At 71.3% G+C, this 24,632-nt stretch carries 22 protein-coding genes; 20 read left to right on the forward strand and 2 right to left on the reverse strand.

Annotated features, from left to right (window positions below):
* Positions 1-62: 62 nt before the first annotated feature.
* The 7 genes from PV721_RS07005 to PV721_RS07035 all read left to right on the forward strand — a co-directional run bounded on the left by PV721_RS07005 (position 63) and on the right by PV721_RS07035 (position 7,485).
* Positions 63-1,478: an iron-containing redox enzyme family protein gene (locus tag PV721_RS07005; protein WP_319721950.1), complete on the forward strand. Its 1,416-nt coding sequence runs from the start codon at positions 63-65 to the stop codon at positions 1,476-1,478.
* A complete protein-coding gene (locus tag PV721_RS07010) occupies positions 1,469-1,846 on the forward strand; it encodes a Rieske 2Fe-2S domain-containing protein (protein WP_319721951.1) in 378 nt (125 codons plus the stop codon). Before PV721_RS07005 ends, PV721_RS07010 begins: the two co-directional genes overlap by 10 nt.
* Positions 1,847-1,987: 141 nt before the next feature.
* Positions 1,988-3,238, forward strand: a complete 1,251-nt coding sequence (locus tag PV721_RS07015) for an ATP-grasp domain-containing protein (protein ID WP_319721952.1) — start codon at positions 1,988-1,990, stop codon at positions 3,236-3,238.
* Positions 3,235-4,563: an MFS transporter gene (locus PV721_RS07020; RefSeq protein ID WP_319721953.1), complete on the forward strand. Its 1,329-nt coding sequence runs from the start codon at positions 3,235-3,237 to the stop codon at positions 4,561-4,563. Before PV721_RS07015 ends, PV721_RS07020 begins: the two co-directional genes overlap by 4 nt.
* A gap of 42 nt (positions 4,564-4,605) precedes the next feature.
* On the forward strand, positions 4,606-5,562 hold the full coding sequence (locus PV721_RS07025; RefSeq protein ID WP_319721954.1) for an alpha/beta hydrolase: 957 nt from the start codon (positions 4,606-4,608) through the stop codon (positions 5,560-5,562).
* On the forward strand, positions 5,549-6,826 hold the full coding sequence (locus PV721_RS07030; protein WP_319721955.1) for an ATP-grasp domain-containing protein: 1,278 nt from the start codon (positions 5,549-5,551) through the stop codon (positions 6,824-6,826). The genes PV721_RS07025 and PV721_RS07030 overlap by 14 nt, the downstream gene beginning before the upstream one ends.
* A gap of 23 nt (positions 6,827-6,849) precedes the next feature.
* Positions 6,850-7,485 carry a LysE family translocator gene (locus PV721_RS07035; RefSeq protein ID WP_319721956.1) on the forward strand — a complete coding sequence of 212 codons (636 nt, stop codon included), beginning with the start codon at positions 6,850-6,852 and terminating at the stop codon, positions 7,483-7,485.
* Between the two features lie 17 nt (positions 7,486-7,502).
* On the opposite strand, the gene PV721_RS07040 is transcribed toward PV721_RS07035, so the two are convergent.
* Positions 7,503-9,689 (reverse strand): BTAD domain-containing putative transcriptional regulator, encoded by a 2,187-nt coding sequence (locus PV721_RS07040; protein ID WP_319721957.1) that lies wholly within the window; start codon positions 9,687-9,689, stop codon positions 7,503-7,505.
* A 410-nt stretch (positions 9,690-10,099) separates the two neighbouring features.
* On the opposite strand from PV721_RS07040, the gene PV721_RS07045 reads away from it, so the two are divergent.
* A complete protein-coding gene (locus tag PV721_RS07045; protein WP_319721958.1) occupies positions 10,100-10,729 on the forward strand; it encodes an RNA polymerase sigma factor in 630 nt (209 codons plus the stop codon).
* Complete coding sequence (locus PV721_RS07050) at positions 10,726-11,502, forward strand: MGMT family protein (protein WP_319721959.1); 777 nt, start codon at positions 10,726-10,728, stop codon at positions 11,500-11,502. Before PV721_RS07045 ends, PV721_RS07050 begins: the two co-directional genes overlap by 4 nt.
* 84 nt (positions 11,503-11,586) lie before the next feature.
* Here the strand turns inward: PV721_RS07050 and ddaH (PV721_RS07055) are convergent, their stop codons facing one another.
* Positions 11,587-12,453, reverse strand: coding sequence for a dimethylargininase (ddaH, locus tag PV721_RS07055; RefSeq protein WP_416371044.1), 867 nt, complete (start codon positions 12,451-12,453; stop codon positions 11,587-11,589).
* 336 nt (positions 12,454-12,789) lie between these two features.
* Between ddaH (PV721_RS07055) and PV721_RS07060 the strand changes: the two genes are divergently transcribed.
* From PV721_RS07060 to PV721_RS07110, 11 genes are read left to right on the forward strand one after another with little or no spacing between them, the layout of a single operon-like run.
* Positions 12,790-14,103: a SidA/IucD/PvdA family monooxygenase gene (locus tag PV721_RS07060; RefSeq protein ID WP_319721960.1), complete on the forward strand. Its 1,314-nt coding sequence runs from the start codon at positions 12,790-12,792 to the stop codon at positions 14,101-14,103.
* A 54-nt stretch (positions 14,104-14,157) separates the two neighbouring features.
* Positions 14,158-14,526, forward strand: a complete 369-nt coding sequence (locus tag PV721_RS07065; protein WP_319721961.1) for a cupin domain-containing protein — start codon at positions 14,158-14,160, stop codon at positions 14,524-14,526.
* Positions 14,523-16,142, forward strand: a complete 1,620-nt coding sequence (locus PV721_RS07070) for a class I tRNA ligase family protein (protein WP_319721962.1) — start codon at positions 14,523-14,525, stop codon at positions 16,140-16,142. The genes PV721_RS07065 and PV721_RS07070 overlap by 4 nt, the downstream gene beginning before the upstream one ends.
* 15 nt (positions 16,143-16,157) lie before the next feature.
* On the forward strand, positions 16,158-17,486 hold the full coding sequence (locus PV721_RS07075; RefSeq protein ID WP_319721963.1) for an MFS transporter: 1,329 nt from the start codon (positions 16,158-16,160) through the stop codon (positions 17,484-17,486).
* A 14-nt stretch (positions 17,487-17,500) separates the two neighbouring features.
* The gene (locus PV721_RS07080; RefSeq protein WP_319721964.1) at positions 17,501-18,748 is read left to right on the forward strand and encodes an ATP-grasp domain-containing protein; all 1,248 of its coding nucleotides are present in this window, start codon (positions 17,501-17,503) and stop codon (positions 18,746-18,748) included.
* Positions 18,741-19,565 (forward strand): dimethylargininase, encoded by an 825-nt coding sequence (gene ddaH, locus PV721_RS07085; RefSeq protein ID WP_319721965.1) that lies wholly within the window; start codon positions 18,741-18,743, stop codon positions 19,563-19,565. The genes PV721_RS07080 and ddaH (PV721_RS07085) overlap by 8 nt, the downstream gene beginning before the upstream one ends.
* Complete coding sequence (locus PV721_RS07090) at positions 19,562-19,897, forward strand: hypothetical protein (protein ID WP_319721966.1); 336 nt, start codon at positions 19,562-19,564, stop codon at positions 19,895-19,897. Before ddaH (PV721_RS07085) ends, PV721_RS07090 begins: the two co-directional genes overlap by 4 nt.
* Entirely contained in the window at positions 19,894-21,672 is a 1,779-nt protein-coding gene (locus PV721_RS07095; RefSeq protein WP_319721967.1) for an ABC transporter substrate-binding protein, read from the forward strand. Before PV721_RS07090 ends, PV721_RS07095 begins: the two co-directional genes overlap by 4 nt.
* Positions 21,672-22,175 (forward strand): YbaK/EbsC family protein, encoded by a 504-nt coding sequence (locus PV721_RS07100; protein WP_319721968.1) that lies wholly within the window; start codon positions 21,672-21,674, stop codon positions 22,173-22,175. Before PV721_RS07095 ends, PV721_RS07100 begins: the two co-directional genes overlap by 1 nt.
* 5 nt (positions 22,176-22,180) lie before the next feature.
* Complete coding sequence (locus PV721_RS07105; RefSeq protein WP_319721969.1) at positions 22,181-23,443, forward strand: ATP-grasp domain-containing protein; 1,263 nt, start codon at positions 22,181-22,183, stop codon at positions 23,441-23,443.
* Positions 23,444-23,478: 35 nt separating this feature from the next.
* A complete protein-coding gene (locus tag PV721_RS07110) occupies positions 23,479-24,624 on the forward strand; it encodes an FAD-dependent oxidoreductase (RefSeq protein WP_319721970.1) in 1,146 nt (381 codons plus the stop codon).
* The last annotated feature ends 8 nt before the right edge of the window (positions 24,625-24,632 follow it).

Consider the following 24,632-nt stretch of genomic DNA (forward strand, 5'->3'; position numbering starts at 1 on the left):
CACCCGGCCCGCCCACCAGGCACGCGGCCGCACGTCTTGCGATCCGGACCAAGGAGCACGCAATGAGTCACGTACCCGAGCACATCCCGTTCGAGCTCAGCGGCACCGCCCTGCGCGACGCCATCGTGCAGTACGCCACGAACCCGATCTTCCTCGACAACACGGACTGGCAGAACCACGACAACCCGTACCGGCGCCAGCTGCGGCCGCAGGTGCTCCCGTACCTCGACTTCGACAAGGTGCCGGGCCGGGAGAACATCCTCGACTACACCAGCCTGGCCGTGCAGCGCCTGCTCACCTCCATATACGAGGCCGACCTGGTGTTCTTCCCCAAGTCCGGGCTCAAGGGCAAGGAGGAGGACTTCCGCGCGTTCTACAGCCCGGCCAACCGGGCGCTCGGCGAGCGGGTCCGCCCCGCCCTGGAGCGGTACGCCTTCGGCTTCCTCGACGACGAGGTCGAGACCTCGGGCAAGTGGACCAAGGCCAGCCTCGACAGCTACCTGGACTCCCTCGACATGGGCGGCGGCGAGGAGCGGACGCCGGTGGAGCAGGCCATCACCGGCTCCAGCGACCCCGAGCGCGCGGCGCGCATGTGGCTGGTGCAGTTCGCCGCCGACTTCCTCTCGGAGGCGTCGCCGATGATCCGCAATGTGCTCGGCTACTACGGACCCGTCCAGTCCGAGTGGTTCAAGGTCGTCATCGACGAGTACGGCTACGGCGTGCACGACACCAAGCACAGCACCCTGTTCGAGCGGACGCTGGAGTCCGTCGGCCTCCAGGCCGACCTCCACCGGTACTGGCAGTACTACCTCAACAGCAGCCTGCTGCTGAACAATTACTTCCACTACCTCGGCAAGAACCACGAGCTGTTCTTCCGCTACGTGGGCGCGCTGTTCTACACGGAGAGCTCGCTGGTCGACTTCTGTCAGCGCGCCGACCGGCTGCTGCACGGAGTCTTCGGCGACTCCGTCGACACCACGTACTTCACCGAGCACGTCCACATCGACCAGCACCACGGCCGCATGGCGCGCGAGAAGATCATCGCGCCGCTGATCGAGGCGCACGGCGAGGGGATCATCCCCGAGATCGTCCGGGGCATCGAGGAGTACCGGGTGCTCCTGGAGGTCGCCGACCAGGACTTCTGCGCGCAGATCGCCTGGATGGACGACCAGCCGGAGCTCAAGAAGCTGCACGGCCCCGTCTACGAGGCCATCCGGGAGGGGCGGGTGGAGGCCCCGGTGGCGCACCTGGTCGAGCCCTTCAACGAGCTGTCGAACACCCACTGCCACGAGGGCGACGAGCTCTGCCACATCGTCTCGGGCACGATGCGCTTCGAGAGCGGACTGGGCTCCTCGCTGACCCTTGAGGCCGGCGAGGGCGTCGTCATCCGGCGCAACCGGCTGCACGGCGCCGACATCCTGTCCGAGGAGTGCGTCTACGAGATCCACTCGGTGGGGGACTACCGCAAATGCCTGTAGTGAGCTTCCCCGTCGCCGGACGGGAGAACTGTGTGGTCGTCGCGGGCACCTCGTACGTGTACGCGACGGTCGACGGCCGGGGCTTCGTGATGAACGCGGAGTGCCCCCACCGGGGCGGCCCGCTGCACCTGGCCGGCGTGACACCGGACGCCTCCCGGCTCGTCTGCCCCTGGCACGACCGCAAGACGTCCGCGGCGCGGCTGCGCGCCGAGATCCCGGCGGTACGGGCCGGCAGCCGCGTCACCGCGGTCTTCCCCGACCGCCGGCCGGCCGGCCGACCGGCGGAATCCGGCCGGCCGTGCGGCGTGACGAGCCGCGAATACCGGCCCCTGTCGCCCGAGCTCGCCCGACCGGGAGCGGCGGTCTGACCCCTTCCGGCCAAGTCCGGGGCCGGTGCAACGCCCCGGGCCCGGCCGGTGTTCTACAGGTGATGGCGGGTGCGGGGCGGGGCCGTGAGGGGCCCGCACCGCACCTGCCGGACGCACGACGACGAACGAGGAGAGTGGACCATGGCGTGGGACGGGGACAAGCCCCTTCTGCTGTTGATCGGGAGCAGCGGCCGGCGCAGCAGGGAATTCATCCTGCGGACGGTGAGCCGGCGCTACGCGTTATGGCTCCTCCAGCCCGCACCGGTGAGCTGGGAGGACCCGTACGTGGTGGGGAGCACGGTCGTCGACAACACCGACCCGCACGCCCTGGTCGAGGCCGCCCGTCAGGTGGCCGCCGCGCACGAGGTGGCCGGGGTGTTCTGCTACGACGAGGGGCTGGTCACGCCCGCCGCCCACGTGGCGCAGGCGCTCGGGCTGCCGGGCAACTCCCCCGAGGCGGTCACCGCCTGCCGGGACAAGAACGCCACCCGGATCGCGCTGGACGCGGCCCGGGTCGCGCAGCCGGTCTCGATCGGCGTCCGCTCCCTGAGCGAGGCGCGGGCCGCGGCGGACAAGATCGGCTTCCCCGTCGTGGTGAAGCCGCGCGGCCTGGCCGGCGGGATGGGCGTGCGCAAGGCCGACGGCCCCGAGGACATGGAGAACGCCTACCGGGCCGCCGCCGGCGCCTCCTATCCCGGCGTGCCGGTCTTCGACGTGTCGGTCCTGGTGGAGGAGTACGCCGACGGCCCGGAGATCAGCGTCGACGCGGTCTTCTTCGACGGTGAGTGCGTGCCGCTCGTCGTGGCCCGCAAGCAGGTCGGCCTGGCGCCCTTCTTCGAGGAGACGGGTCACGAGGTCGACGGGGCCGACCCGCTGCTGACCGACCCCGAACTGCTGGAGGCACTGCGGGCCGCGCACGCCGCGCTCGGCTTCCACACGGGAGTCAGCCACACCGAGTTCCGCATCACCGCCGGCGGTCTGCGCCTGATGGAGGTCAACGCCCGTCTCGGCGGCGACATGATCCCCTACCTCGGGCACCTGGCCACCGGCGTCGACGTCGCGATGGCGGCGGCCGACACCGCCGCGGGCCGCACGCCGGACACCGCGGTGCAGCACCGCAAGGCCGCCGCGATCGCGTTCCTCTACCCCGACGAGGACGTCGAGATCGAGGCCGTGACCGTCCACGAGGACCGCTTCGGCCCCGATGTGCACAGCGCCGAGGCCATGGTCGACCCGGGTGCGGTGCTGCGCCTGCCGCCCCGCGGGTACATCTCCCGCTACGCCCGCGTGATCGCCCTGTCCGACTCCGTCGAGCAGGCGCGCGCCGCGCTGCTGCGCACCCCCGAGATCGTGGAAGTCGCCTCCCGGCCGGTGGAGGTGCCGGCTCCGTGAGCACCACCGGACAAGGCTCCCCGGAGGGGCGGAAGGCCGCGCGGCCTTCCGTCACCGAGACACTGAGGGGGATCCCCGGCCCGATCTGGCTGGTCCTGGTCGGCATGCTGATCAACCGGCTGGGCACCTTCCTCCAGATCTACCTGGTGCTCTACCTCACCGACAAGGGCTTCAGCACCTCCGCGGCCGCCTTCGCGCTCGGCGCGTACGGAGTGGGCTCGGTCGTCGGAGTCCTGGTCGGCGGTTCGGTCTCGGACCGGATCGGCTACGCGCGGACCATCGTCGGTTCCATGGCGTTCGCCAGCCTGCTCACCCTCAGCCTGGTCTACCTCGACACCCTGCCCCTGGTGATCGCGGTGGCCGCGGTGATCGGCGTGGTGGCCCAGGCCTACCGGCCCGCCTCCTCGGCGCTGCTGGTGGAAGCCACCCCCGAGGAACACCACGTGATGGTGTTCGCCGTCTACCGGATGGCGTTCAACCTCGGCACCACCGCGGGCCCGCTGATCGGCGCCCTGCTCATCACCTACTCGTACGACCTGATGTTCTACGCGGAGGCGGGCGCGCAGGCGGGCTTCGCCCTGCTCGCGCTGGTCCTGGTCCGCACCGGCACGACCGCCGGTTCCGCCGGGCCGAAGCCGGAGGAGGGCAGCCGGTCGTACGCGGCCGTGCTGCGGGACAAGCGCTACCTGCTGTTCCTGCTGGCGCTGTTCCTCAACGCCGTCGTCTACATCCAGCACACGTCCGCCCTGCCGCTCCAGCTCAAGTCCGACGGCCACGGCCCGACCTTCTACTCGGTCCTGCTGTCGCTGAACGCGGCCATGGTGATCTGCCTGGAGCTGCTGTTCACCAAGTACGTGCAGCACCTCCCGGCCCGGTTCGCGGTCGCCCTGGGCATCGGCCTGGTGGGCGTCGGGATGAACCTGTACGTGGCCGGCCCCGGCATGGCCATGTTCGTCGTCGCGACGGTGGTGTGGACGATCGGTGAGATCGTGGGCACCCCGACCGCCTCCGCCTGGCCCGGCCGGGTCGCCCCCGCACACCTGCGGGGCCGGTACATCGCCGCCTGCGCGTTCCCCATGCAGATCGGCTACGCGGTCGGCCCGGTGATCGGCATCGCCGCCTGGCAGGCGTCGGCGGCCTCCGTGTGGTGGTTGTGCGGCGGCCTGACCGCGGTGGCGGTCGTCGCCATCCTCTTCGGCATGGCCGAACCGCCCGCCGCCGAGAAGGAGCGGGCCGCCGGGTCCGATCCGGCCGACGCCCGTCCCGCCGAGCCGACCGGGGCGGCCTCCGGCCCGGCCGCACCGGCAACCGCAGAAACCCCCTGAGCCCCCTGCCTGCCCCGTATCCGGAAGTGAGCGAAGCTGCCCATGGCCTACGCAGACGGCATCGAGAAGTTCGTGGAGACCGTCGACGGCGCCCTGCCACCCGACTTCTACACCTACCCCGTCGAACGACAGCGCGCCCTGTACGACGCGCTGACCGAGGTACTGCCGATCCCGGTGCCCGAGGGGGTCAGCCACCGGGACGCAGCGGTCACCCACGGGGGCCGCACCGCCCGGATCCGCATCTACGAACCGGCCCGACGCACGGGCGACGCCGTGCTGTTCTACATACGCGGCGGCGGCTTCGTCATCGGCTCGCTCCACAGCCACCACAGCCTGGTCGCCGAACTCGCCGACCGTACGGGTCTGGTGGCGATCGCCCTGGACTTCGGCATGGCCCCGGAGAACCCGTACCCCGGGCCGCTGGAGGACTGCTACGCCGGACTCTGCGGAACCCTCGCCGACCTGCCCGCGCTCGGCCTCGACGGCATCGACCCCGAGGCCGCGGTGCTCTGCGGGGAGAGCTCGGGGGCCAACATGGCCGTGGTCCTCTCGATGATGGCGCGCGACCGGGGCGGCCCCCGGCTGCGCGGCCAGGCGGTGATCAGCCCCGTGCTGGACTTCACCCGCTGGCGGCACGGCGGCGAGGACGCCCCCCTGCTGTCCGGTGGCGAGATGGAGTTCTACACCGCCTGCTACTGCCCCGAGCCCGAACAGGCGGAGAACCCGTACGTCTCGCCGCTGCTGACCGGCGAGTTCCACGACCTGCCGCCCGCCTACGTGGTGGGCTGCGAGATGGACTCGCTGCGCGTCGACGCGGAGAAGTACACCGCCCGGCTGGAGCAGAACGGGACACCGGTGACGTACGTGATGGAGGAGGGCATGGTGCACGCTCCGGTGCGCGCCCGCCGCCTCAGCGAACCCGCCGGGGAGTTCTTCGCGCGCTACTGCGACGCCGTGGCCGCTCTGGCCGGAAAGGCGGCCGGCCGTGGCGGACGCTGAACGGGGGGCCGGCGCACCGCGGGGCAGCGGCCCCTGCGTGATCGTCGACCCCTACTCCTCGGGAGCCCTCTTCGCGGAGCCGCTGACCGAGCACGGCGTGCCGGTGGTGGCGGTGGTGACGGGCCCCCGCCCGCCGGAGGCCTACGCCTCCTCCTACCGGCCGCAGGACTTCGCCGAGACCATCGTGTACGAGGGGGACCTGGAGCCGGTCGTGGAGCGGCTGCGGGAGCTGGACCCGCGAGCCGTCCTGGCCGGCTGCGAGTCCGGGGTGGAACTGGCCGAGCGCCTCGCCCCGCGGGTGGTGCCCCACCGCAGCAACGTGCCCGAACTCGCGGCGGCCCGGCGGGACAAGAGCAGCATGGCGGCCGCCGTCGCGGCGGCCGGCCTGCCGGTCATCCCGCAGATCTGCACCGACGACGCCGAGGAGGTCGCGGCCTGGCTGGAGCGCGAGGGCCTGGCCGGCGCGGACCTGGTGGTCAAGCCGCCCAAGAGCGCCAGCACCGACGGCGTGATCAAACTGGCGGGCGGGAAGGACTGGCGGGCCGTCTTCGGCCGCCAGCTCGGCCGGACCAACCAGTTCGGCGAGACCGACGACCGGCTGATCGTGCAGAAGTTCGTCACCGGCACCGAGTACGTGATCGACACCTTCAGCCACGACGGGAAGCACGCCGTGGTCGACGTGTGCGCCTACCGCAAGGTCGACAACGGTCCGCACATGGCCGTCTACGACACCATGCGCTGGCTCCCCCCGGACGACCCGGCCATCCCGGGCCTCACGGAGTACGTCTTCGGCGTGCTGGACGCGGTGGGCCTGCGCTTCGGTTCGGCCCACGTCGAGGTGATGGGCACCGCTGACGGGCCGCTGCTCATCGAGCTCGGCGCCCGCCCCCACGGGGGCGGCCAGCCGCGCTTCAACCGCAACGCCACCGCCGACAGCCAGATCGACCGGACGGTGCGCTGGCTGACCGGGGGCGAACTTCCCCAGGGGTACGAGCTGCTGCTGCACCAGATGTGCGTCTTCCACATCGCGCCCCGCACCGGCACCGTCTCCGGCACGGCGGCCCTGGAGGCCCTCCGCGACCTCCCGAGCCACCACTTCTCGGTCCAGAGCCTGAAGGACGGCGACCACGTCCGCGCCACCCGGGACCTGGTCGACAGCCTCAACTTCGGGTTCGTGATCCTTGCCCACCCCGACGAGGAGCAGATCCGGCGCGACTACGAGGCGGTCCGGGCCGCGGAACGCCTCCTGTCCATCGAGGAGTAGAGATCAACACCGCCGCGTTCCTGGTGAGTTCCCTGATCGTGATCATGATGCCCGGCCCCGACCTCGTCCTGATCACCGGTCTGGTGCTGAACGGGTCCCTGAGGGTGGCCACCGCCGCCGCCCTCGGCATGATCACGGCGGGGGCCGCCCAGGCCGGGCTCGGTGCGGCCGGGCTGGCCGCGTTGCTCGCCGCCAGCCCGGAGCTGTTCGCGGCCTTCCGGTGGGCCGGCGCGCTCGTCCTGCTCGGATGGGCCGTGCTCGCCCTGCGGCGGTTCTCCCGGCCGGCCGGCGCCGAGGACCCGGTGGCGCAGGCCCCGGCGGCCGGTGCCGCGGCGGTCCGGGTGAGCGCCCCGGCCGGATCCTCCGACCGGCAGGCCTTCGTACAGGGCCTGCTGTGCACCGGGTCCAATCCCAAGGTGGGCATCTTCCTGATGGCCTTCCTGCCCCAGTTCGTGCCCGCGGGCATGGCTCCCGAGGCGGGCGTCCCCCTGCTGGCCGCCTGCTACCTGGCCCTCGGGCTGATCTGGCTCCTCACCTGGATGAGACTGGTCCACCGGCTCGCCCGGCACCTGCGGTCCCCGCGGACGCTGCGGATCGCCGACGGGCTCACCGCCGTCGTGTTCGGCGTGTTCGCCGTCCGGCTGGCGCTCGGCGGCTGACGTGGCCGCCACCCGCGTCACACGGCGTGCAACCGCTCGGTGTCGCCCTGCAGCGCCAGCCTGCGCGCGTAGCGCAGGAGCGGAGCGGGGAGCGAGAACCGGCCGGGCACGCACTCGCGGAGCAGGCTCGCCCCGACCAGGCGCCGCAGCATGTGCGTCGCCTCCATCGGGGTCGTGCCGGCCAGTTCCGCCACGGTGTACGCGTTGACGAGCCGCCCCTCGGTCCGTGCGAGCAGCCGGAAACAGCGCCGCACGGGCTCCAGCAGGGACACGTAGGAGAGTTCGAACGCCGCGTGGGCCGCGGCGAACAGGTCGTCGCTCGCGACCGGCAGGTCCGAGAACGCCCCGGCCTCCTGCAACTCGACGCAGAGCTGGGCGATGCCGCTCCCCGGGTACTCCGCGAGCCGGGCCGCGAGGAGCCGGACCGCCAGCGGGAGGCCGCCGCAGTGCCGGACCAGTGCCATCGCGGCCAGCGGCTCGGCCTCCACGCGGCCGCTCCCCAACAGCCGGCCCAGCAGCGCGAGCGCCTCCTCCCGGTCGAGCACGTTGAGGTCGAGCCGGGGCACGCCGTCCCGGGCCACCAGCCCCGGCAGGGTGTTGCGGCTCGTGACCAGGACCGCGCACCTGGCCGTCCCCGGGACGAGCGGCCGGACCTGGCCCTCCTCGCGCGCGTTGTCCAGGACGATCAGCATCCGCCGGTCCGACAGCAGGGTGCGGTACAGGTTCGCGGCTTCGTCGGGGGTGTCGGGGATCTCCCCGTCCGGGACGCCCAACGCCCGCAGGAAGGAGGCGAGTACCTCCTCCGGGCGCAGGGGGCGCCGGTCGCCGTAGCCGTGCAGGTCGCCGTACAGCTGCCCGTCCGGAAAGCGCTCTCTGACCAGGTGCGCCCAGCGCACGGCGAGTGCCGTCTTGCCCACCCCGGGGAAGCCCGTGATCAGGGCCGCCGGGACCTGCCCGCCGCGCTCGCAGGTGGGCAGGAGCAGCCGGTCCAGCCGGTCCAGCTCGGCGCCGCGCCCGACGAAGCCCGTGCTCGAGGCCGGCATCTGGGACGGCCGGGGCCTCGGCGCCGGCGCGGTGGCCGGCCGCCGTACGAGCGGTGCTCCCGCGCCGGACGCCGCCCGTTCGGCCACCGGTCCGGTCCTCGGCCACGGAAGCTCCTGGTGCAGGATCCGCAGGTGGGCGCGCCGCAGTTCGTCGCCGGGCTGGACGCCCAGCTCCTGGTCGAGCCTGCGCGTCACCCCGGAGAAGACCCTCAGGGCCTCCTGCTGCTCCCCACAGCTCGCCAGCGCCAGCATCAGCGAGGCCTGGAGGCCCTCGTGCAGCGGCTCCTCCTCGCTGGCGCTGCGCAGCGCCTGCACCACTTGCCCGGGCCGGTGCAGCTGCAGGGCGAGGTCCGCGTACAGCAGCAGGCTCTCCACCCGCTGCCGGGCGGCCGCCGTGGCCGCGGGATGGTGCGGCAGCAGCGGTTCGCCCGCCAGGAGAGGTCCGCGCCAGCACTTGTAAGCGCGTCCGGCCAGCTCGTGGGCGGCCGCGGCGTCGCCGGCCCCGTGTGCCTGCCGTGCCCGCAGCGACAGGTCCTGGAAGCGGGTCAGGTCGACCTGGTCGCGGTCCAGGGCCAGTGCGTAGCCCGTGTGCGTACGCGTCAGGAACGAGTCGGCCGGTACCCCCGCTGCGGAGTCGGAGGGGAGCAGCAGCCGGCGCGCCTGGCTGACGTACGTGTGGACCAGGCTCTGGTACGAGCGCGGGGGGTCGTTCGGCCACAGGGTGTGGGTGATCTCCCCCAGGCTGGCCGGCTCCGGGTGCTGGAGTGCCAGCAGGGCGAGTAACCGCCGCACCTTGGTCGCTTGCACGGGCGTCTCGACGCCCCGGTACCGGACGGACAGCGGCCCGAGGATGCCGATCTGCAGGCGTCCGTCGGCGGGGCGCCCGTCACCGGGGCGCACGCCGTCGCGTGCGGGCGGAGAGAGCTGCCGCGCCGCGTCCGCGTCGAGGCCCAGCGCGTCGGCCAGCAGCTGCAGCGTCCGTGTCTGCGGCCGGCGCACCCGGCCCTGCTCGATGTCGCGCAGCGTGCGCACGCTCACTCCGGCGCGTTCCGCGAGCTCGTGCTGGGGCAGGCCGGCCCGCCCCCGGAACGAGCGGATCCGCTCACCGAACGACCAGCTGCAGTCTTCCGTGGATCTCGTCCCGAATACGCGGTTCTCCAACGTTCCCCCTGGTGGCTGAGGTGCAGCTCGGTGGTGCCTTTCCAGCGGCTGCGAGCGGAAGGTGCGCGGCGACGGAACGCGCGGGGCGCAGTCCGTCGGAACCTTCGGATATCGGGTCGCCGTGCGGTGCCGGACGGCGCGGCACGACAGGAAAGAGGGCGGGAGGACAACGCCCGGAAAAAGGTTTCCCCAATTCTCCGTGCACAAGGGTCGACATCGTGCCCCCCCGAATTCCCGCAGGACCATGAACAATTCGAACCGTGGGGGCGGCTCGGCGCCCCCGATCCGACCGTAACTCCAAAACCTTGACCATCAGGTGTCGCTTCTGGCCAAGAACACCGTTGTTTTGGCCAGAAGCGACAAATCGAGAGGGTGGGCCCGCGTCCGGTGCAACGGTCTCGCGCGGTCCGGTGTTTACCAGCACGATGGACGAGATGGCCCTGCCGCTGACCGAACTGCTCGCGACCGACCTGGACGACGGGTTCACCGAACTCGTACGCACCCAGGCCGGCGCCGTGCGGTCCGTCCTGCTGCGCCTGTCGGGCTCCGCGCGAGAAGCCGACGACCTGGGCCAGGAAACCTTCCTGCGCGCCTATTCCGCCCTGCGCGCGTACTCCGCCGAGCGCCGCAGGCAGCTCCAGCCGCGTGCCTGGCTGCTCACCATCGCGGCGAACGTGTGGCGCAACCACCTCCGTACCCTGAGCCGCCGGCCCGGCGTGGCCGACGGCGTCGAAATCACGTGTGTCGAGACCCTGGACGACGCTCCGGGGCCGGAACAACGCGCGCTCGACGGGGCGCGGCGGGCCCGGCTGGTGGCCGCGCTGTCGGGTCTGCCGGACCACCACCGGCTGCCCGTGGTCCTGAGGTACATCGGCGAGCTGACCTACCAGGAGATGGCCGCGGTCCTGGACTGCCCGGTCGGAACGGTGAAGGCGCAGGTGTCGCGGGGTCTGGCCACTCTGCGCGCCGAGCCCGTCTTAGCCGCCGACCGTACGCGGCACGGGCCGGCCCGAGAGGAACGGAAGGAGGCGGCGGGATGAGACTGCCGGACGAGTTGAGCACCCTGCGCCAGGTGGCACCCGCAGGGTTCGCGGTACGTGTGCTGGAGCGCGCCGGTGTTCCGGCGCACCGCTACGACTGCTACGTACGCACCGACTCACCGGTCGGCCCCCTCTACGTGGCTCACGGGCGGGGAGCGGTGACCGGTGCCGCCGCCACGGACTGGTACGCCGACGACGCGGCGTTCGAGGACGCCTACCGGGCCCGGACCCGGCGGTCGGTGCTCTCCGGGGCCAAGCCCCCGCCGGGTCTGGCGCGGGCCCTGCGCGGCCGGGACCGGACCCTGCGCTACGACTTCGGGCCGCTGCCCGACGAGCAGAGCGCGGTCCTGGAGGCCACCCGGCTCATCCCGTTCGGGCAGTTGCGTCCGACGGGCTGGCTGGCCCGCGAGGCCGGACTGCCCGGTCTCGCCCCCGCGGAGGTGATGGCGGCCGTCCGGGCCAATCCCGTGCCCGTACTCGTGCCGGCGCACCGGGTGTGCCGGGACGACGGGCTGCCGGCGGACTGCGGGCTGCCGGCCGGGTTCGAAGCGGGGCTGCGGGAATGGGAGGGCGTGGACGCCGACCGGGTGGAGCGGTTCGTACGCCTGGGAGCCCGCTTCCTGGGCAGCGGGACCACGCGGATCTTCTGCTACCCGACGTGCGCGCACGCGCGCCGCATCACCGCCCGCCACGAGGTGCCGTTCACCTCGGCCGACGAGGCGGCCGCCGCCGGGTTCCGGGGCTGCCGCAGCTGCCGGCCGGCCACCGTGTGACGGGAGTGCCCGTGCCGCCTTCCGTGCTGCCGCGTCAGCACGGAAGGTGCGGGGCCTCCGCCGGCCGCGCCCCGTCCGTCCCGCTCAGCGGTCGCGGAGTTCGAGCGTGCAGCACTTGACGCTGCCGCCGGCCTTGAGCAGCTCGGACAGCTCGACCCCGATCGGCTCGAAGCCCCGCGCGCGCAGCTTGGCGTGCAGGCCGGTGGCCGCGGCGGGCAGCAGCACGTGGCGGCCGTCGGAGAAGGCGTTGAGCCCGAACACCGCGGCGTCCTCGGCGTCGGCCAGGATCGCGCTGGGGAACATGGCCCGCAGAACGGCCTGGCTGCCCTGGGAGAAGGCGGCCGGGTAGTACATGACCTCGTCGTCCGAGAGGACGGAGAGCGCCGTGTCCAGGTGGTAGAACTCCGGGTTCACCAGCGTCAGCGAGGTGACCGGGAGACCGAAGAACTCCTGGGCCTCCGCGTGCGAGCGCGGGTCGGTGCGGAAGCCGGTGCCGGCCAGCAGGCGCCGCCCGACGGTCAGGATGTCGCCCTCGCCCTCGTTGACGAACTCGGGCCACAGCGTGTCCGTGTAACCGCGGCCTTCCAGCCATCTCAGGTACGCGGGCCCCTCCGCGGTCCGCTCCGCGTGCCGGAAGCGGGCCCCGTAGACCTTGCCGTCGACGACGGTGGCGCCGTTGGCCGCGAACACCATGTCGGGCAGGCCCTCGATGGGGTCTATCTCCTCGACCACGTGGCCGAGTTCGAGGTACAGCTCGCGCAGCCCCTCCCACTGCTTGACCGCGAGCGCGTTGTCCGTGGCGTGCTGCGGGTTCATCCACGGGTTGATCGAATACGTGACGTCGTAGTGCCGGGGCCGGCACATCAGCAGATGGCGGCGAGTGGCGACCCGGGTGGGGTTTTCCGAACGGTAGAGAGCGCCGGCGGGGGTGATGGGCTCGGTGAGCGGCACGAGGGCTCCTTCTCATGGGGTGGGGATGGAAGCCCGGCCGCCCGAGGGATGTTTCGGGCCGGCCGGAAGCGCGAACGCGACTGATCACTGAGGTCAATGGAAAAGGCGCTCCGCATTGACCGGAAGCAGTCGGGAACACCGGCCAATCAACCCTCTGACCTGGCCCTCGGCCGAGTTGATTGTCCGTGTCCGACTTCGCTTCCGGGCAATCGGGGGCCCCCGTGGAATGTGGACATCACCCGGTTTCGGGAGGCGACGCAAGGACGGGAAAGAGATCCCGAACCGTCCTGCCCGACCGTACGAACCTGTCCACCTGTTCCATCTGGAGGTACTTCCATGGCGCATCGCAACGTCGAACTGCTCGCAGTCGGTGCAGGACCGGCGAACCTCGCGCTGGCGGTCGCCGTCGAGGAGCTCGCTCCCGAGCTGGCCGGCGAAACCCTGCTCATCGAGCGCGAGCAGGACATCGTGTGGCAGCGCGGCATGCTGCTGCCCGACGCCCTCAGCCAGGTCTCCTTCCTCAAGGACCTGGTCACCATGCGCAATCCGTGCAGCCGCTTCTCCTTTGTCAACTTCCTCCACTCGCAGCAGCGGCTCGACGCTTTCGTCAACCTGGCCAGCTTCGTTCCGTACCGCAGCGAGATATCCGAGTACCTGCAGTGGGTGGCCGACGAACTCGCCACGGTGAAGGTCGAATACGGCCGCGAGTGCACGTCCGTCGAAGCGGTGAACGGCGACGACGGCGCACTCTCCGGCTGGCTGGTCACCCTCGCCAACGGCGACACCATCGGCTGCCGTTACCTCGTGATCGGCGCCGGCCGCGACGCCCACGTCCCCGCGGTGTTCGACGGCCTGCCGGCCGAGCGCGTCATCCACAGCACGCAGTACACGCAGCGCATCGCCGGGGTGCGCGCCGACCTGCCGCACCGGGTCGCGGTCATCGGCGGTGCGCAGAGCGCGGCCGAGCTGTTCGGCGCGGCCCTGCGGGACCTGCCCGAGTGCAAGCCGACCATGATCATGCGGTCCATCGGCCTGAACGGCTACGAGAGCAGCAAGTTCACCAACGAGCTGTACTACACGTCCTTCATCGACGAGTTCTACGAGTCCTCGCCCGAGGCCCGCCAGCAGCTGCTCGCCGAGATGTACCGCTCCAACTACGGCGGTCTGTCCCCGGCCACCCTCGACGGCCTGTACCGGCAGTTCTACCAGGACCGCCGCAGCGGCCAGGAGCGCCTGGCGCTCCACCCCATGACCGACGTGACCGCCGCGCGGATGGACGGCGAGGAGATCGTCCTGACCCTCGTCGACCGCAAGTCGGGTGCCGAGCGGGAGATGCGCACGGACCTCGTGCTCCTGGGCACCGGGTTCGTCCGCGAGATGCCGTGGGCGGTCAAGGCCCTCGCGCAGTCGATCGGACTCGACGAGATCAACGTGAGCCGGAACTACCGGCTCGACCTGGGCCGCCCGGCGACCGCCGCCTGCTACCTGCAGGGCGTCAACGAGGCCACCCACGGCATCGCCGACTCGCTGCTCAGCGTGCTCGCCGGCCGCTCCGCCGAGATCACCCAGGACATCGTGGCGCACCGCCGGACGAGATCGGTGGAGATCCCGGCCCAGGAGCGCGAGCTCGCGCTCGCCGGCGCGGTCTGAGCCCCGCGCGCCCCTCACGAGCCGTACCCGCCTGACGAGGAGAGAACGACCCCCATGCTCACCAAGCAACTCGACCGCGACGGACTGACGCACGAGAACGGGCTGGACGCCCAGCGCCTGCTGCCCTGGCCCGAGCTCAACGCCCCCTTCGAGGGTTCCTGGTGCGTGATCCGGCCCGGCACCGCATCGACGGCGCACGCCCACCACGAGTACGAGATCTTCATCGCCGTCTCCGGCACCGCGGTCCTGGAGTCGCAGGGCGTCCGCAAGCCCCTCGTGACCGGGGACATCGTCTACTTCGCCCCCGGCTCGGACCACCGGGTGATCAACGAGTCCGCCGAGGACTTCGAGATGTATTCGGTCTGGTGGGACCTCGACATGACGCAGCGGTTCGCAGCACGACACGAAGGAGCCCAGGCATGACGCGCCGTACGGTCATCATCGCGCCGCCGCCGACCCCCAACGGGGACCTGCACACCGGGCACCTGGCGGGCCCGTACCTGGCCGGTGACGTGCACGCACGCTACCTGCGCGCGTCCGGCCGTCCGGTGATCTTCACCAGCGGCACCGACGACAGCCAGACCTACGTGGTGTCCAGCGCGGCGAAGGCGGGCCTGACGCCGGAGGAGCTGGCCCTGCGCTCCGCGACGCAGATCCGCGCCACCCTGGAGGCGGCCGGCATCTCCGTGGACGGCTTCGCGCCCTTCGACAAGGGCTACCGGCAGACCGTCATCGACTTCGTCACCGACCTCCACAACGACGGCGCGTTCCGCCTGAAGACCGTGCTCCTGCCCTACGTCGAGGCCACCGGCGAGTACCTCATGGAGGGCCTGGTCGCCGGCGACTGCCCGGTGTGCCTGGTGGAGAGCCGCGGCGGACTCTGCGAGTCCTGCGGACACCCCAACAACTTCGACGAGCTGCTGCGTCCGCGCTCCACCGTCGACCCGGACGCCGTGGTCACGCACCGCGAGGCGCAGATCCTCGTGCTGCCGATGGAGGAGTACCGGGACCGCCTCGCCGACTACTACGTCCGGCACCGGGACGTGCTGCGGCCGCACACCGCGCAGCTGGTCCGCGAGGCGCTGGAGCGCCCGCTGCCGGACTTCCCGATCACCTACCCCACCGGCTGGGGCATCCCGGCTCCGTTCGTCGAGACGCCGGGGCAGGTCCTCAACGCCTGGGCCGAGGGCATGGCCGCCTCGATGTACTGCACCTGGTACGCCGCCGAGCAGCTCGGTGAGCACACCGACCGCTACGACGAGCACTGGCTGTCCGAGCACGGCATCGACCTCGTGTACTTCCTCGGATTCGACAACGTCTACTTCTGGGGAATGACGCACCTGGCCCTGCTGATGGCACACGGCGACCGGTACGTCGAGCCGCACGCCATCGTGTCGAACGAGTTCTACGAACTGGAGAACCAGAAGTTCTCCACGAGTAAAGGCCACGTGGTCTGGGCCGCCGATCTGGTCGCCGAGGTGCCGCGCGACCTGGTGCGGTTCTACCTGGCGCTCACCGCGCCGGAGCACTCCCGGACGAACTTCAGCCGCGAGGCGCTCGACACCCTGGCGAGCTCCCGGCTGGTCGAGCCGTGGAACCGGCTCGCCGGCCGCCTGGAGGAACTGCTCGCCGCCGTCCCGGCGGACGCGCTGCTCCCGGTGTCGCGGACCGGCGCCGATCACGCGGGCATCGTCGTCGAGCGCTTCCGCTCCCACTACGAGCTGGACAGCTTCAGCCTCCACCGGGCCGCCGACCTGGTCGTCGTCCACCTCGACCGGCTGCTGAAGCAGGCGGACCGGGTGGCGGCCGACGTGCCGACCGACCTCGGGGACCTGGTCCTCGCCGTCCGGACGCTGACGGCCTGCGCCGCTCCGCTGCTCGTCGACCTCGCCGCCCGCGCCGAGCGCGCCGGGGCCGATCTGACCCTTCCGGCCGGCCCCTTCGCGGCCGCCCCCGTCGCTCCCCTGCGACTCCCCCTCCTGTCCACCGCGGTCGGGGCCTTCGAGCCCCTGGCCGAGCCGGTCGACATCCGAGCCTGACCTCCGAGGAGCACTGTGTCCACGATCGCCCCGCCCCGACCCAATCGGGCAGAACGACTGCTCATCCCCGCGACCTTCATCACCAACCTGGGCAACGGCATCCAGCTCACCGCGGCCTCGTACCTGGTCTTCACCGAGGCCAACACCATGCTCGCGGTCAGCTGGCTGATGATCGCCGTCACCATCCCGCAGGTGGCGCTCTCGCTGTTCTTCGGCAAGCTCGCCGACCGCTTCGACCGCCGGACGCTGGCGATGGTCTCGGACCTGGCCAGTGCCGCCGCCGCGATCGGTCTGCCGGTCTGGCTGGCCCTCGGCGGCAACCCCTCGACCGTCAGCTACGTAGCCAGCTTCGTCCTGTCGATCTCCGCGGCCCTCTTCTTCCCGGCCAGCAACGCCCTGATCAAGGAGCGCATCCCCGAGTCCCGGCTGGCGCAGTTCAACGGCAACGCCGAGATCGCCATCCAGGGCGGCACGCTCGCCTCGGCGGCCCTCGGTGGCTGGGTGATCGTCTGGGTCGGCACCACGTCGCTCTTCTACTTCAACGCGATCACGTTCCTGGTCTCCGCCGCCCTGCTGTTCTTCATCGGCCGTCGTCCCGCCGGCGAGGGCACCAGCGCCCCCGAGGCCGTGGCCAAGGCCGCTGCCGCTGCCGCCGCCCGTCTCACCGGTTCCCGCCCGCCGCTGGCCCGTCTCGCGGTGCTCTACATCATCGGCAACATCGTCATCATCGTCGGCAACAGCATCATGCTGGTCCTGGTCATCGAGGGCTTCAAGTCCAACGCCGGCTACCTCGGCATCGTCGACGCCCTGTTCGGCATCGGTGCGCTGTTCGCGGCCTGGGCCTTCAAGAAGATCAGCTCCAAGGCCACCGTGCTGAAGACGGCCCTGATCGGCTACCTCGCCTTCGCGGTGCTCCTGTCCCTGGAGTCCATCCACCTCTACGCGATGATGGCCGTCATCCCCTTCGCGGCGATCGCCTTCTGCGTGGCCCGCATCTCGGCCCGTACCGCCCTGATGAGCGCGGCGCCCGAGGAGAAGACGGGCTTCGTCTTCGGTGCGACCAACGCCTTCGGCCTCGCCGCCGGCACCACCGCCGTCGTCCTGATCTCGCTCCTGGTCGACTCCACCAACGTGAAGAACGGCTTCTACGCCCTCTCCGCCCTGGTCGTCGTCATCGCCACCATCACCGTCATCTCCCTCAGCAAGCACGACCGCGAGGTGGCCGCCGCGGCCGCCGCCGAGAAGTCGGGGGCCGTCGCCGGGACCGCCGAGGTCACCGGGCCCGCCGCCGAGGTCACCGAGCGCGCCGCCGAGGCCCGCGAGTCCGTCCCGGCCAAGGTCTGAGGGGGGAAGCAGAGATGAAGCTGCTCGCCATCGAGGCCAGCCAGAACGCCACCTACTACATCTCCCGCTACCAGCAGGTCCAGGACCTCGGAGCAGCGGTCTACGTCCTCAACGGACTGGGCACCGAGGACTTCTGGGACGCGGAGCGCTACCGGATCGCCGGATCCAAGCACATCGAGGACATCGTCACGGCCGCCAAGGTCTGGCACGCGGAGGAGGAGTTCGAGGGGGTCCTGACCTTCTCGGAGTCCGGGGTCGTCACGGTGGCGGTCGTCGCCGAGGCGCTCGGACTGCCGAGCATCGGGTTCGAAGCGGCCCGGACCAGCCGCAACAAGCTGCTCATGCGCCAGGCGCACGAGCGCGGCGGCGCGGCGCACCCCGGCTTCCGCCACGCCCCCGACATCGAGGCCGCGCTGGCCGCCGGCGAAGAGCTGGGCTACCCGCTGATCCTCAAGCCGACCCTGGGCGCCGCCAGCAACTTCGTCTTCAAGGTCGACGACGCCGAGGAGATGAGGGCCCGCTTCGCGGACGCCACCCTGGGCATCGAGACCATGACGTGGGCCCTGATGGAGGCGGACGGCCTCGACCTCGGCCCGAACGGGATCATCGTCGAGGGCTACCTCGACGGCCACGAGCACCTCATCGAGGCGCTGGCCTGGGACGACGAGGTGTACCTCGGCTCCATCGTGGACCGGATCACCGTCGAGAGCGGGACCTTCGACGACGACGTCCACCACGCGCCGAGCTCCCTGACCCCCGAGCAGGTGGCCGCGGTCCACGAGGTGGTCCGGGACGCGGCCCACGCCCAGGGACTGCGCCGGTCCGTGCTGCACGCGGAGGTGAGGTTCCACCAGGGCAAGCCCTTCATCCTGGAAATCGCGATCCGCCCCGGCGGCGGCGGGCTCGACCACATGGCGCGGATCAGCGCGGGCCACGACCCCATCAAGTGCGTGGTCGACGTGGCCCGGGGCACCCGCCCCGACGTCTCGCACTACTCGCCGACCTCCGTGCACACCGCCGCGATGTGCCTGATCAGCGGGGCGGGCACGGTCGCGTCGATCGAGGTGCCGCAGGACGTCCCGTCCTCCGTCTTCTTCCTCAAGATCACGGCCACTCCGGGGACCGTCATCAAGCGCCCCCCGGCGGGCAACAACATCCTCGGCTTCCTGGGCGCCACGGGCGACTCGCTGGAAGAGGCGCTGAGCACCGCCCACATCGTGGCCAGCCGCATCCGTACGGAGATGAGGCCCGAGCATGGCTGAGTCCCCGCGGCGCACGGCCGCGAAGCGCCACTACCTGATGTGCCGGCCCACCCACTTCGAGGTGAGCTACGCGATCAACCCGTGGATGAACCCGGACAAGCCGATGGACGCCGATCTGGCGCTGGCCCAGTGGGAGCGGATCCGGGACCTCTACCTCGGCTTCGGCCACGAGGTTTCCTTCATCGAACCGGTCGAGGGCCTGCCGGACATGGTGTTCTCCGCCAACGGCGCCACCGTGGTCGACGGCAAGGTGCTCATCGCGAAGTTCCGCCACCGGGAGCGGGCGGCCGAGGCCGACGCCTACCGGGCCTGGTTCGAGGAGCACGGCTACAGCGACCTCAAGGTCCCGGAGTACGTCAACGAGGGCGAAGGCGACTTCGCCCCGGCCGGCCGGCGGATCCTGGCCGGCGCGGGATTCCGCAGCGACCCCGGCGCGCACGAGGAGCTCGGTGACTTCTTCGGCCTGCCGGTGGTCGGCCTGGAGCTGATCGACCCCCGCTTCTACCACCTGGACACCGCACTGTTCGTCCTCGACGAGGACCTGGTGGCGTACTACCCCGCCGCCTTCTCCGAGGAGAGCCGGGACGTGCTGCGGGAGCTGTACCCGGACGCGGTCATCGCCACCCGCCAGGACGCCGACGCCTTCGGCCTGAACGCGGTGAGCGACGGACTGAACGTGGTCCTGACGGAGACCGCCACGCACCTGATCGGGGAGCTGCGCGAGCGCGGCTTCGAGGTGCACGGCGTGGACATGTCCGAACTGCTGAAGGCCGGTGGCGCGGTCAAATGCATCACTCAGGAGATACGACGCCCGTGATCGATTACGACGGCAGAAGTTTCCGCAACACCGGTTACCCGGCGGGCGAGGACGCCCCCGTCGGCCACTACCACCAGGAAGGCGACCTGCTCTGGGCCGACTTCGACGGAGGGCCCGTCCGCAGGGGTTCGCTGAACGGGCGCGTGGAGTCCGACGGGAACCTCGAATTCGCTTACACGATGGTCCTCGCGGACGGCGAGGTGGTCGCCGGCAGGTGCTGGAGCACCCCGGAATTCCTGGACGACGGACGGATCCGGCTCAACGAGCGCTGGGAGCGCTACGGAGCCCACTCGGACAGCGGCGAATCCGCACTGGAGGAGGTAAGCACATGACCGCGCCCACCACCCCGCTCCGCGGGGGCAGCGTGACCTGGGCCTGCACCAGCGGCTTCAGCCCGGTCTTCATCTTCCCGTTCACCCCCGGCGAGTACTACGGGGTGGCCAACCTGCACGAGTTCCAGACGCTCATGTACCGCCCGCTGTACTGGTACGGCACCGGCGGGCAGCCGACGGTGGACTACGAGCGCAGCCTCGCCGAGCCCCCCGAGTGGAGCGAGGACGGCCGCACGGCGACGATCACCGTCAAGCCGTACAAGTGGTCGAACGGCGAGACGGTCGACGCCGACAACGTGATGCTGTGGATGCACCTCCTGGAGGCCGAGAAGGACAGCTTCGGCGGCTACACGCCGGGCTTCTTCCCGGACAACCTGACCGGCTACGAGAAGGTCGCCGAGGACAAGGTCAGTTTCACCTTCGACCGCGCCTACTCGCACAACTGGGTGCTGATGAACCAGTTCAGCACCATCACCCCGCTGCCCAGGGCCTGGGACCGCACCGGCGACGACCGGCCGGCCGACGCCACGCACGACCCGGCCCAGGCCTCCGCGGTCTACGCCTACCTGCGGGCCTGCAACGACGAGCGCAAGGGCTGGGACACCAGCCCCGTCTGGAGCGTGGTCAACGGACCCTGGAAGCTGAGCAGTTACACGATCGACGGTACCTCGGGCGAATGCGTCCTGGTGCCCAACGAGAGCTACTCCGGCCCCAACAAGCCCTACCTGGACGAGTTCCGGCTGGTGCCCACCGACTCGGACACCGACCAGTACGAGATGCTCCGCCGGGGCCCCGAGGCCATCGACGGCGTGCAGATCGGCTTCCTGCCCTTCGACGAGGTCACCGAGCCGGCCGAGGACCCGCAGCTCGGCGGGCCCAACCCGCTCGGCGAGCACTACGACCTCGTGCCCCAGCTCACTTACAAGATCCATTACTTCCCGATCAACTTCAACAACCCGACGGTCGCCGGAAAGATCTTCAAGCAGCTCTACTTCCGCCAGGCACTCCAGTCCAGCCTCGACTCCCGGGGCGCCATCCGCGACGTCTACAAGGGCTACGGCTACCCGACCACCGGGCCCATCCCGGCCCTGCCCGACAGCCCGCTGCTCTCGCCCGCCGCACACGAGGACCCGTACCCCTTCGACATCGAGGCGGCCCGGCGCTTCCTGACCGAGAACGGCTGGGACATCAGCACCACCCCGGGTACGTGCGTCCGCGAGGGCACCGGACCCGGCGAGGCGGGAGAGGGCATCCCGGCCGGCACCCCGCTGCGCTTCTCCATGCGGTACGCCAAGGGGCACGAGACCCTGACCGCGGTCATGCGCAAGTTCGCCGCCGACGCCGCACGGGCCGGCATCGAGATCGAGCTGACCGAGGTCGAGGCGAGCGTCCTGGTCCTGGAGGACACCACCTGCACCCCGGGCCCCGACAGCCCGTGCCTGTGGGAGTTCAGCGACTGGAACGGCGGCTGGGGTTACGGCCCCGGCTTCTACCCGACCGGAGAGGCCCTCTACTCGACCGGTTCCTCGGTCAACTTCGGCAGCTACAGCGACCCGAAGGCCGACGAACTCATCGCGCGCACGGTGGTCAGCGACGACCTGGAGGACCTCTACGCCTACCAGGACTACATCGCCCAGCAGGTCCCGGTCATCTGGATGCCCAACTTCCCCTTCCGTCTGCTGGAGGTCGCGAAGGACCTCCGGGGCGTGGCCCCGGTCAACCCCTTCGGGCTGATCAATCCCGAGGACTGGCACTACGTCGGCGAGGAGCTGTGATGTACCAGAGGCTGCTCGACCACCTCGACGGGCACCAGGCGCGCTACCGGCTGATCGACCACCCCGCCGAGGGCCGCACGGACCTGGCGAGCGTGCTGCGCGGCCACCCGCTGGAGCAGGCCGCGAAGTGCATCGTCGTCCGCGTGAGCATCACCAAGCGGGTCGGCAAGTACGTGCTCGCGGTGGTGCCCGGGGACCGGCAGGTCGACCTGGAGGCGGTCGGCTCGCTGTTCGGCGGCGGCCGGACGGCCTTCGCCACGCCGGAGATCGCCGAGCGGCTGGCCGGCAGCGTCTGCGGCACGGTGATGCCGCTGAGTTTCCACCCCGATCTGCACCTCGTCGTCGACGAGGGCCTGATCCTCACCGACGAGATCTACTTCAACGCGGCCCGCCTGGACCGCTCCGTGGCCCTGTCCACACCCGACTACCTGGCCATCGCGCAGCCCCAGCTGGCGGCGATCGCGACGGCCGGCGACCGGGTCCTGACCCACTCCGCGAGGTGACCGACATGACTGACGACGCCCACACGACCGATGACGGCGTGGTGATCCTGGTCGGCAGCGGACAGCGCGCCTACCGCGAGTACCTGCTCGCGGGCGCCGCCCGCCGGCGCCCCATCTGGATCCTCGACGCGGTGGATCCGACCTGGCAGAAGGAGTACGTCATCGGCTCGACGACCGTCGAGCTGCTCGACCGGGAACGGCTGGTGCCCGACCAGGAAGGGCTCGTCAGGGCCGCAGAGGCGGTGGCCGCCGAGCACCGGGTGGTGGGGGTGTTCAGCTACGACGAGACGCTCGTGGTGACCACCGCGCTCATAGCCGAGCGGCTGGGCCTGCCCGGACTGACGTCGCGGGGCGCCGACAACTGCCGCAACAAGCACAACACCCGGCGGCTGCTGACCGCCGCCGGACTGCCCCAGCCGCACTTCGCCTACGTGACCGACGCCGGGCAGGCGCTCGCGGCGGCCGACTCCTTCGGCTACCCGGTCGTGCTCAAGCCCCGCGGCATGGGGGCGAGCATCGGCGTCATCCAGGTCGACGGACCCGAGGGGGTCCGCCCGGCCTTCGAGGTCGCCGACGCCGCCGGCCACGGCGGGAACAGCGACTACGAGGGCGGGGCGCTGGTCGAGGAGTGCGTGATCGGCCCCGAGATCAGCATCGACGGCGTGGTCTTCGACGGCGGCTACACCCCGCTCTTCCTCGCGCACAAGGAAGTGGGCCTGGAGCCCTACTTCGAGGAGACCGGGCACGTGGTCAGCGCCACCGACCCGCTGCTGGCCGACGAGGAACTGCTGGGCATCCTCCGCGACGCCCACCGGGAACTGGGAGTCGGCTACGGGATCACCCACACCGAGGTGAAGCTGACCTCCCGCGGGCCGGTGATCATCGAGGTGAACGCCCGGCTGGGCGGCGACCTCATCCCGTACCTCGGCAGTCTCGCCACCGGGATCGAGCCGGGCGAGGTGGCCGCGGAAGTGGCGACCGGCACCCGCCCCGAGTGGACGCCGACCAAGGCCCGCACCGTGGGCATCCGCTTCCTCTACCCGCACGAGAACGGCACCGTCCGCTCGGTCGACGTGCCCGCCGCACCGGACACCCCGGGGCTGCTGGAGGCGAACGTCATGGTCCCGCCGGGGACGACGCTGCTGCTCCCGCCGGACGGCTACCTCAGCAGGTACGCCAACGTGATCTGCGCCGGCGAAGACCGGCCGGCCTGCGAGGAGCACCTCGCCAAGGCCGCCGCACTGACCACGATCGTCCTCGACAGCTGACACGTCGGCACCGGAACACTGAAAGGAGGTGTGTGATGTCGGCGAGGGTGACGGTAGTGGGCGGCGGTGTGATCGCCCTGCTCACGGCAGTCGAATGCGTGCTCGACGGACACAAGGTCACGGTCGTGGACCAAGGCCCCATCCCGCACAGCAGAGCCACCTCTTTCGACCAGCACCGGATCCTGCGGGCCCTGCACCCTTCGGATCCGCAGGCCACGGCGGCCGCGCTGCGTGCGCACCGCCGCTGGGTCGAACTGGAAGAGCTCTTCCTGACCCGCTTCTACGAACAGGTCGGCGCCCTCACCGTGCTGCCGCCCGCGGCGGCGTCGGAAGCGGCGGCGATGCTCGGCAACGCCGGAGGCAGCGTCAGGGAACTGACCGCGGCCGGCCTGTCCGACCGCTATCCGCACCTGCACGTGGACGGCGGTCTCGGCGCGGTGCTCGAGGACGAGGCGGGGGTCCTGCTCGCCGAACGGGTCCTGGCCGCGTGCGTCGCCTGGCTGAAGTGGCAGCCCGGCATCGAGCTCATCGAGCACCGGGCCGTGACCGCCGTCGACGGCGAGGGCGGCAACGTACGGCTGGTGGACGGGCGGGTGCTGCACGGCGACGCGGTACTGGTCGCGGTGGGCCCCTGGTCCCGCGGACTGATGCCGGCGGGCATAGCCGAGCGGCTGACGCTGTTCCGCCAGTCCCTCCTCTACTGCAGGGTGCCCCGGCAGCAGGCGCAGGCCTGGGCGTCCACCCCGGCCATCCCCGCGCTCGGCACCAAGGGGGGAGCCTGGCTGATCCCGCCGGTGGCGGGCACGGCCCTCAAGCTGACCTCGGCCACCGCCTGCCGGGTGGTGGACGAGATCACCGACCACGCCACGGACCCGTACTGGCAGCGCCGGCTGGAGAAGGAGTTCGGGGACCTGCTGCCCGGCTTCGGCCCGGCCTGGGTCACCGCCGCCAAGGACGCCTACTACTCCTCCTTCTCCGAGACCGGCGGGCCGCTGGTGGTCGCCCTGGGCGGCGACGCGTACGCCTACGCGGCCTGCGGTGGCACATCCTTCAAGTTCGCGCCGCTCATCGCGCGGTCGCTGGCGGACCGGCTGACCGGCCGGGTCCCGTCCCTGATCGGGCTCGGCGCGCTCGACGGGCCGCCGCTGGACGCCCTCGCCCCGCAGCTCGCGGGCCGGTGAGCCGGCGG

The organism is Streptomyces sp. MB09-01, assembly GCF_033794505.1.
In the GTDB taxonomy this organism is placed as follows: Bacteria; Actinomycetota; Actinomycetes; order Streptomycetales; family Streptomycetaceae; genus Streptomyces.

Bases quoted from the DNA above. Each gene is read 5' to 3' on its own strand.
- PV721_RS07005 (WP_319721950.1), top strand. From the start codon at position 63: ATGAGTCACGTACCCGAGCACATCCCGTTCGAGCTCAGCGGCACCGCC.
- PV721_RS07010 (WP_319721951.1), top strand. From the start codon at position 1,469: ATGCCTGTAGTGAGCTTCCCCGTCGCCGGACGGGAGAACTGTGTGGTC.
- PV721_RS07015 (WP_319721952.1), top strand. From the start codon at position 1,988: ATGGCGTGGGACGGGGACAAGCCCCTTCTGCTGTTGATCGGGAGCAGC.
- PV721_RS07025 (WP_319721954.1), top strand. From the start codon at position 4,606: ATGGCCTACGCAGACGGCATCGAGAAGTTCGTGGAGACCGTCGACGGC.
- PV721_RS07050 (WP_319721959.1), top strand. From the start codon at position 10,726: ATGAGACTGCCGGACGAGTTGAGCACCCTGCGCCAGGTGGCACCCGCA.
- PV721_RS07060 (WP_319721960.1), top strand. From the start codon at position 12,790: ATGGCGCATCGCAACGTCGAACTGCTCGCAGTCGGTGCAGGACCGGCG.
- PV721_RS07065 (WP_319721961.1), top strand. From the start codon at position 14,158: ATGCTCACCAAGCAACTCGACCGCGACGGACTGACGCACGAGAACGGG.
- PV721_RS07070 (WP_319721962.1), top strand. From the start codon at position 14,523: ATGACGCGCCGTACGGTCATCATCGCGCCGCCGCCGACCCCCAACGGG.
- PV721_RS07080 (WP_319721964.1), top strand. From the start codon at position 17,501: ATGAAGCTGCTCGCCATCGAGGCCAGCCAGAACGCCACCTACTACATC.
- ddaH (WP_319721965.1), top strand. From the start codon at position 18,741: ATGGCTGAGTCCCCGCGGCGCACGGCCGCGAAGCGCCACTACCTGATG.
- PV721_RS07095 (WP_319721967.1), top strand. From the start codon at position 19,894: ATGACCGCGCCCACCACCCCGCTCCGCGGGGGCAGCGTGACCTGGGCC.
- PV721_RS07100 (WP_319721968.1), top strand. From the start codon at position 21,672: ATGTACCAGAGGCTGCTCGACCACCTCGACGGGCACCAGGCGCGCTAC.
- PV721_RS07105 (WP_319721969.1), top strand. From the start codon at position 22,181: ATGACTGACGACGCCCACACGACCGATGACGGCGTGGTGATCCTGGTC.
- PV721_RS07110 (WP_319721970.1), top strand. From the start codon at position 23,479: ATGTCGGCGAGGGTGACGGTAGTGGGCGGCGGTGTGATCGCCCTGCTC.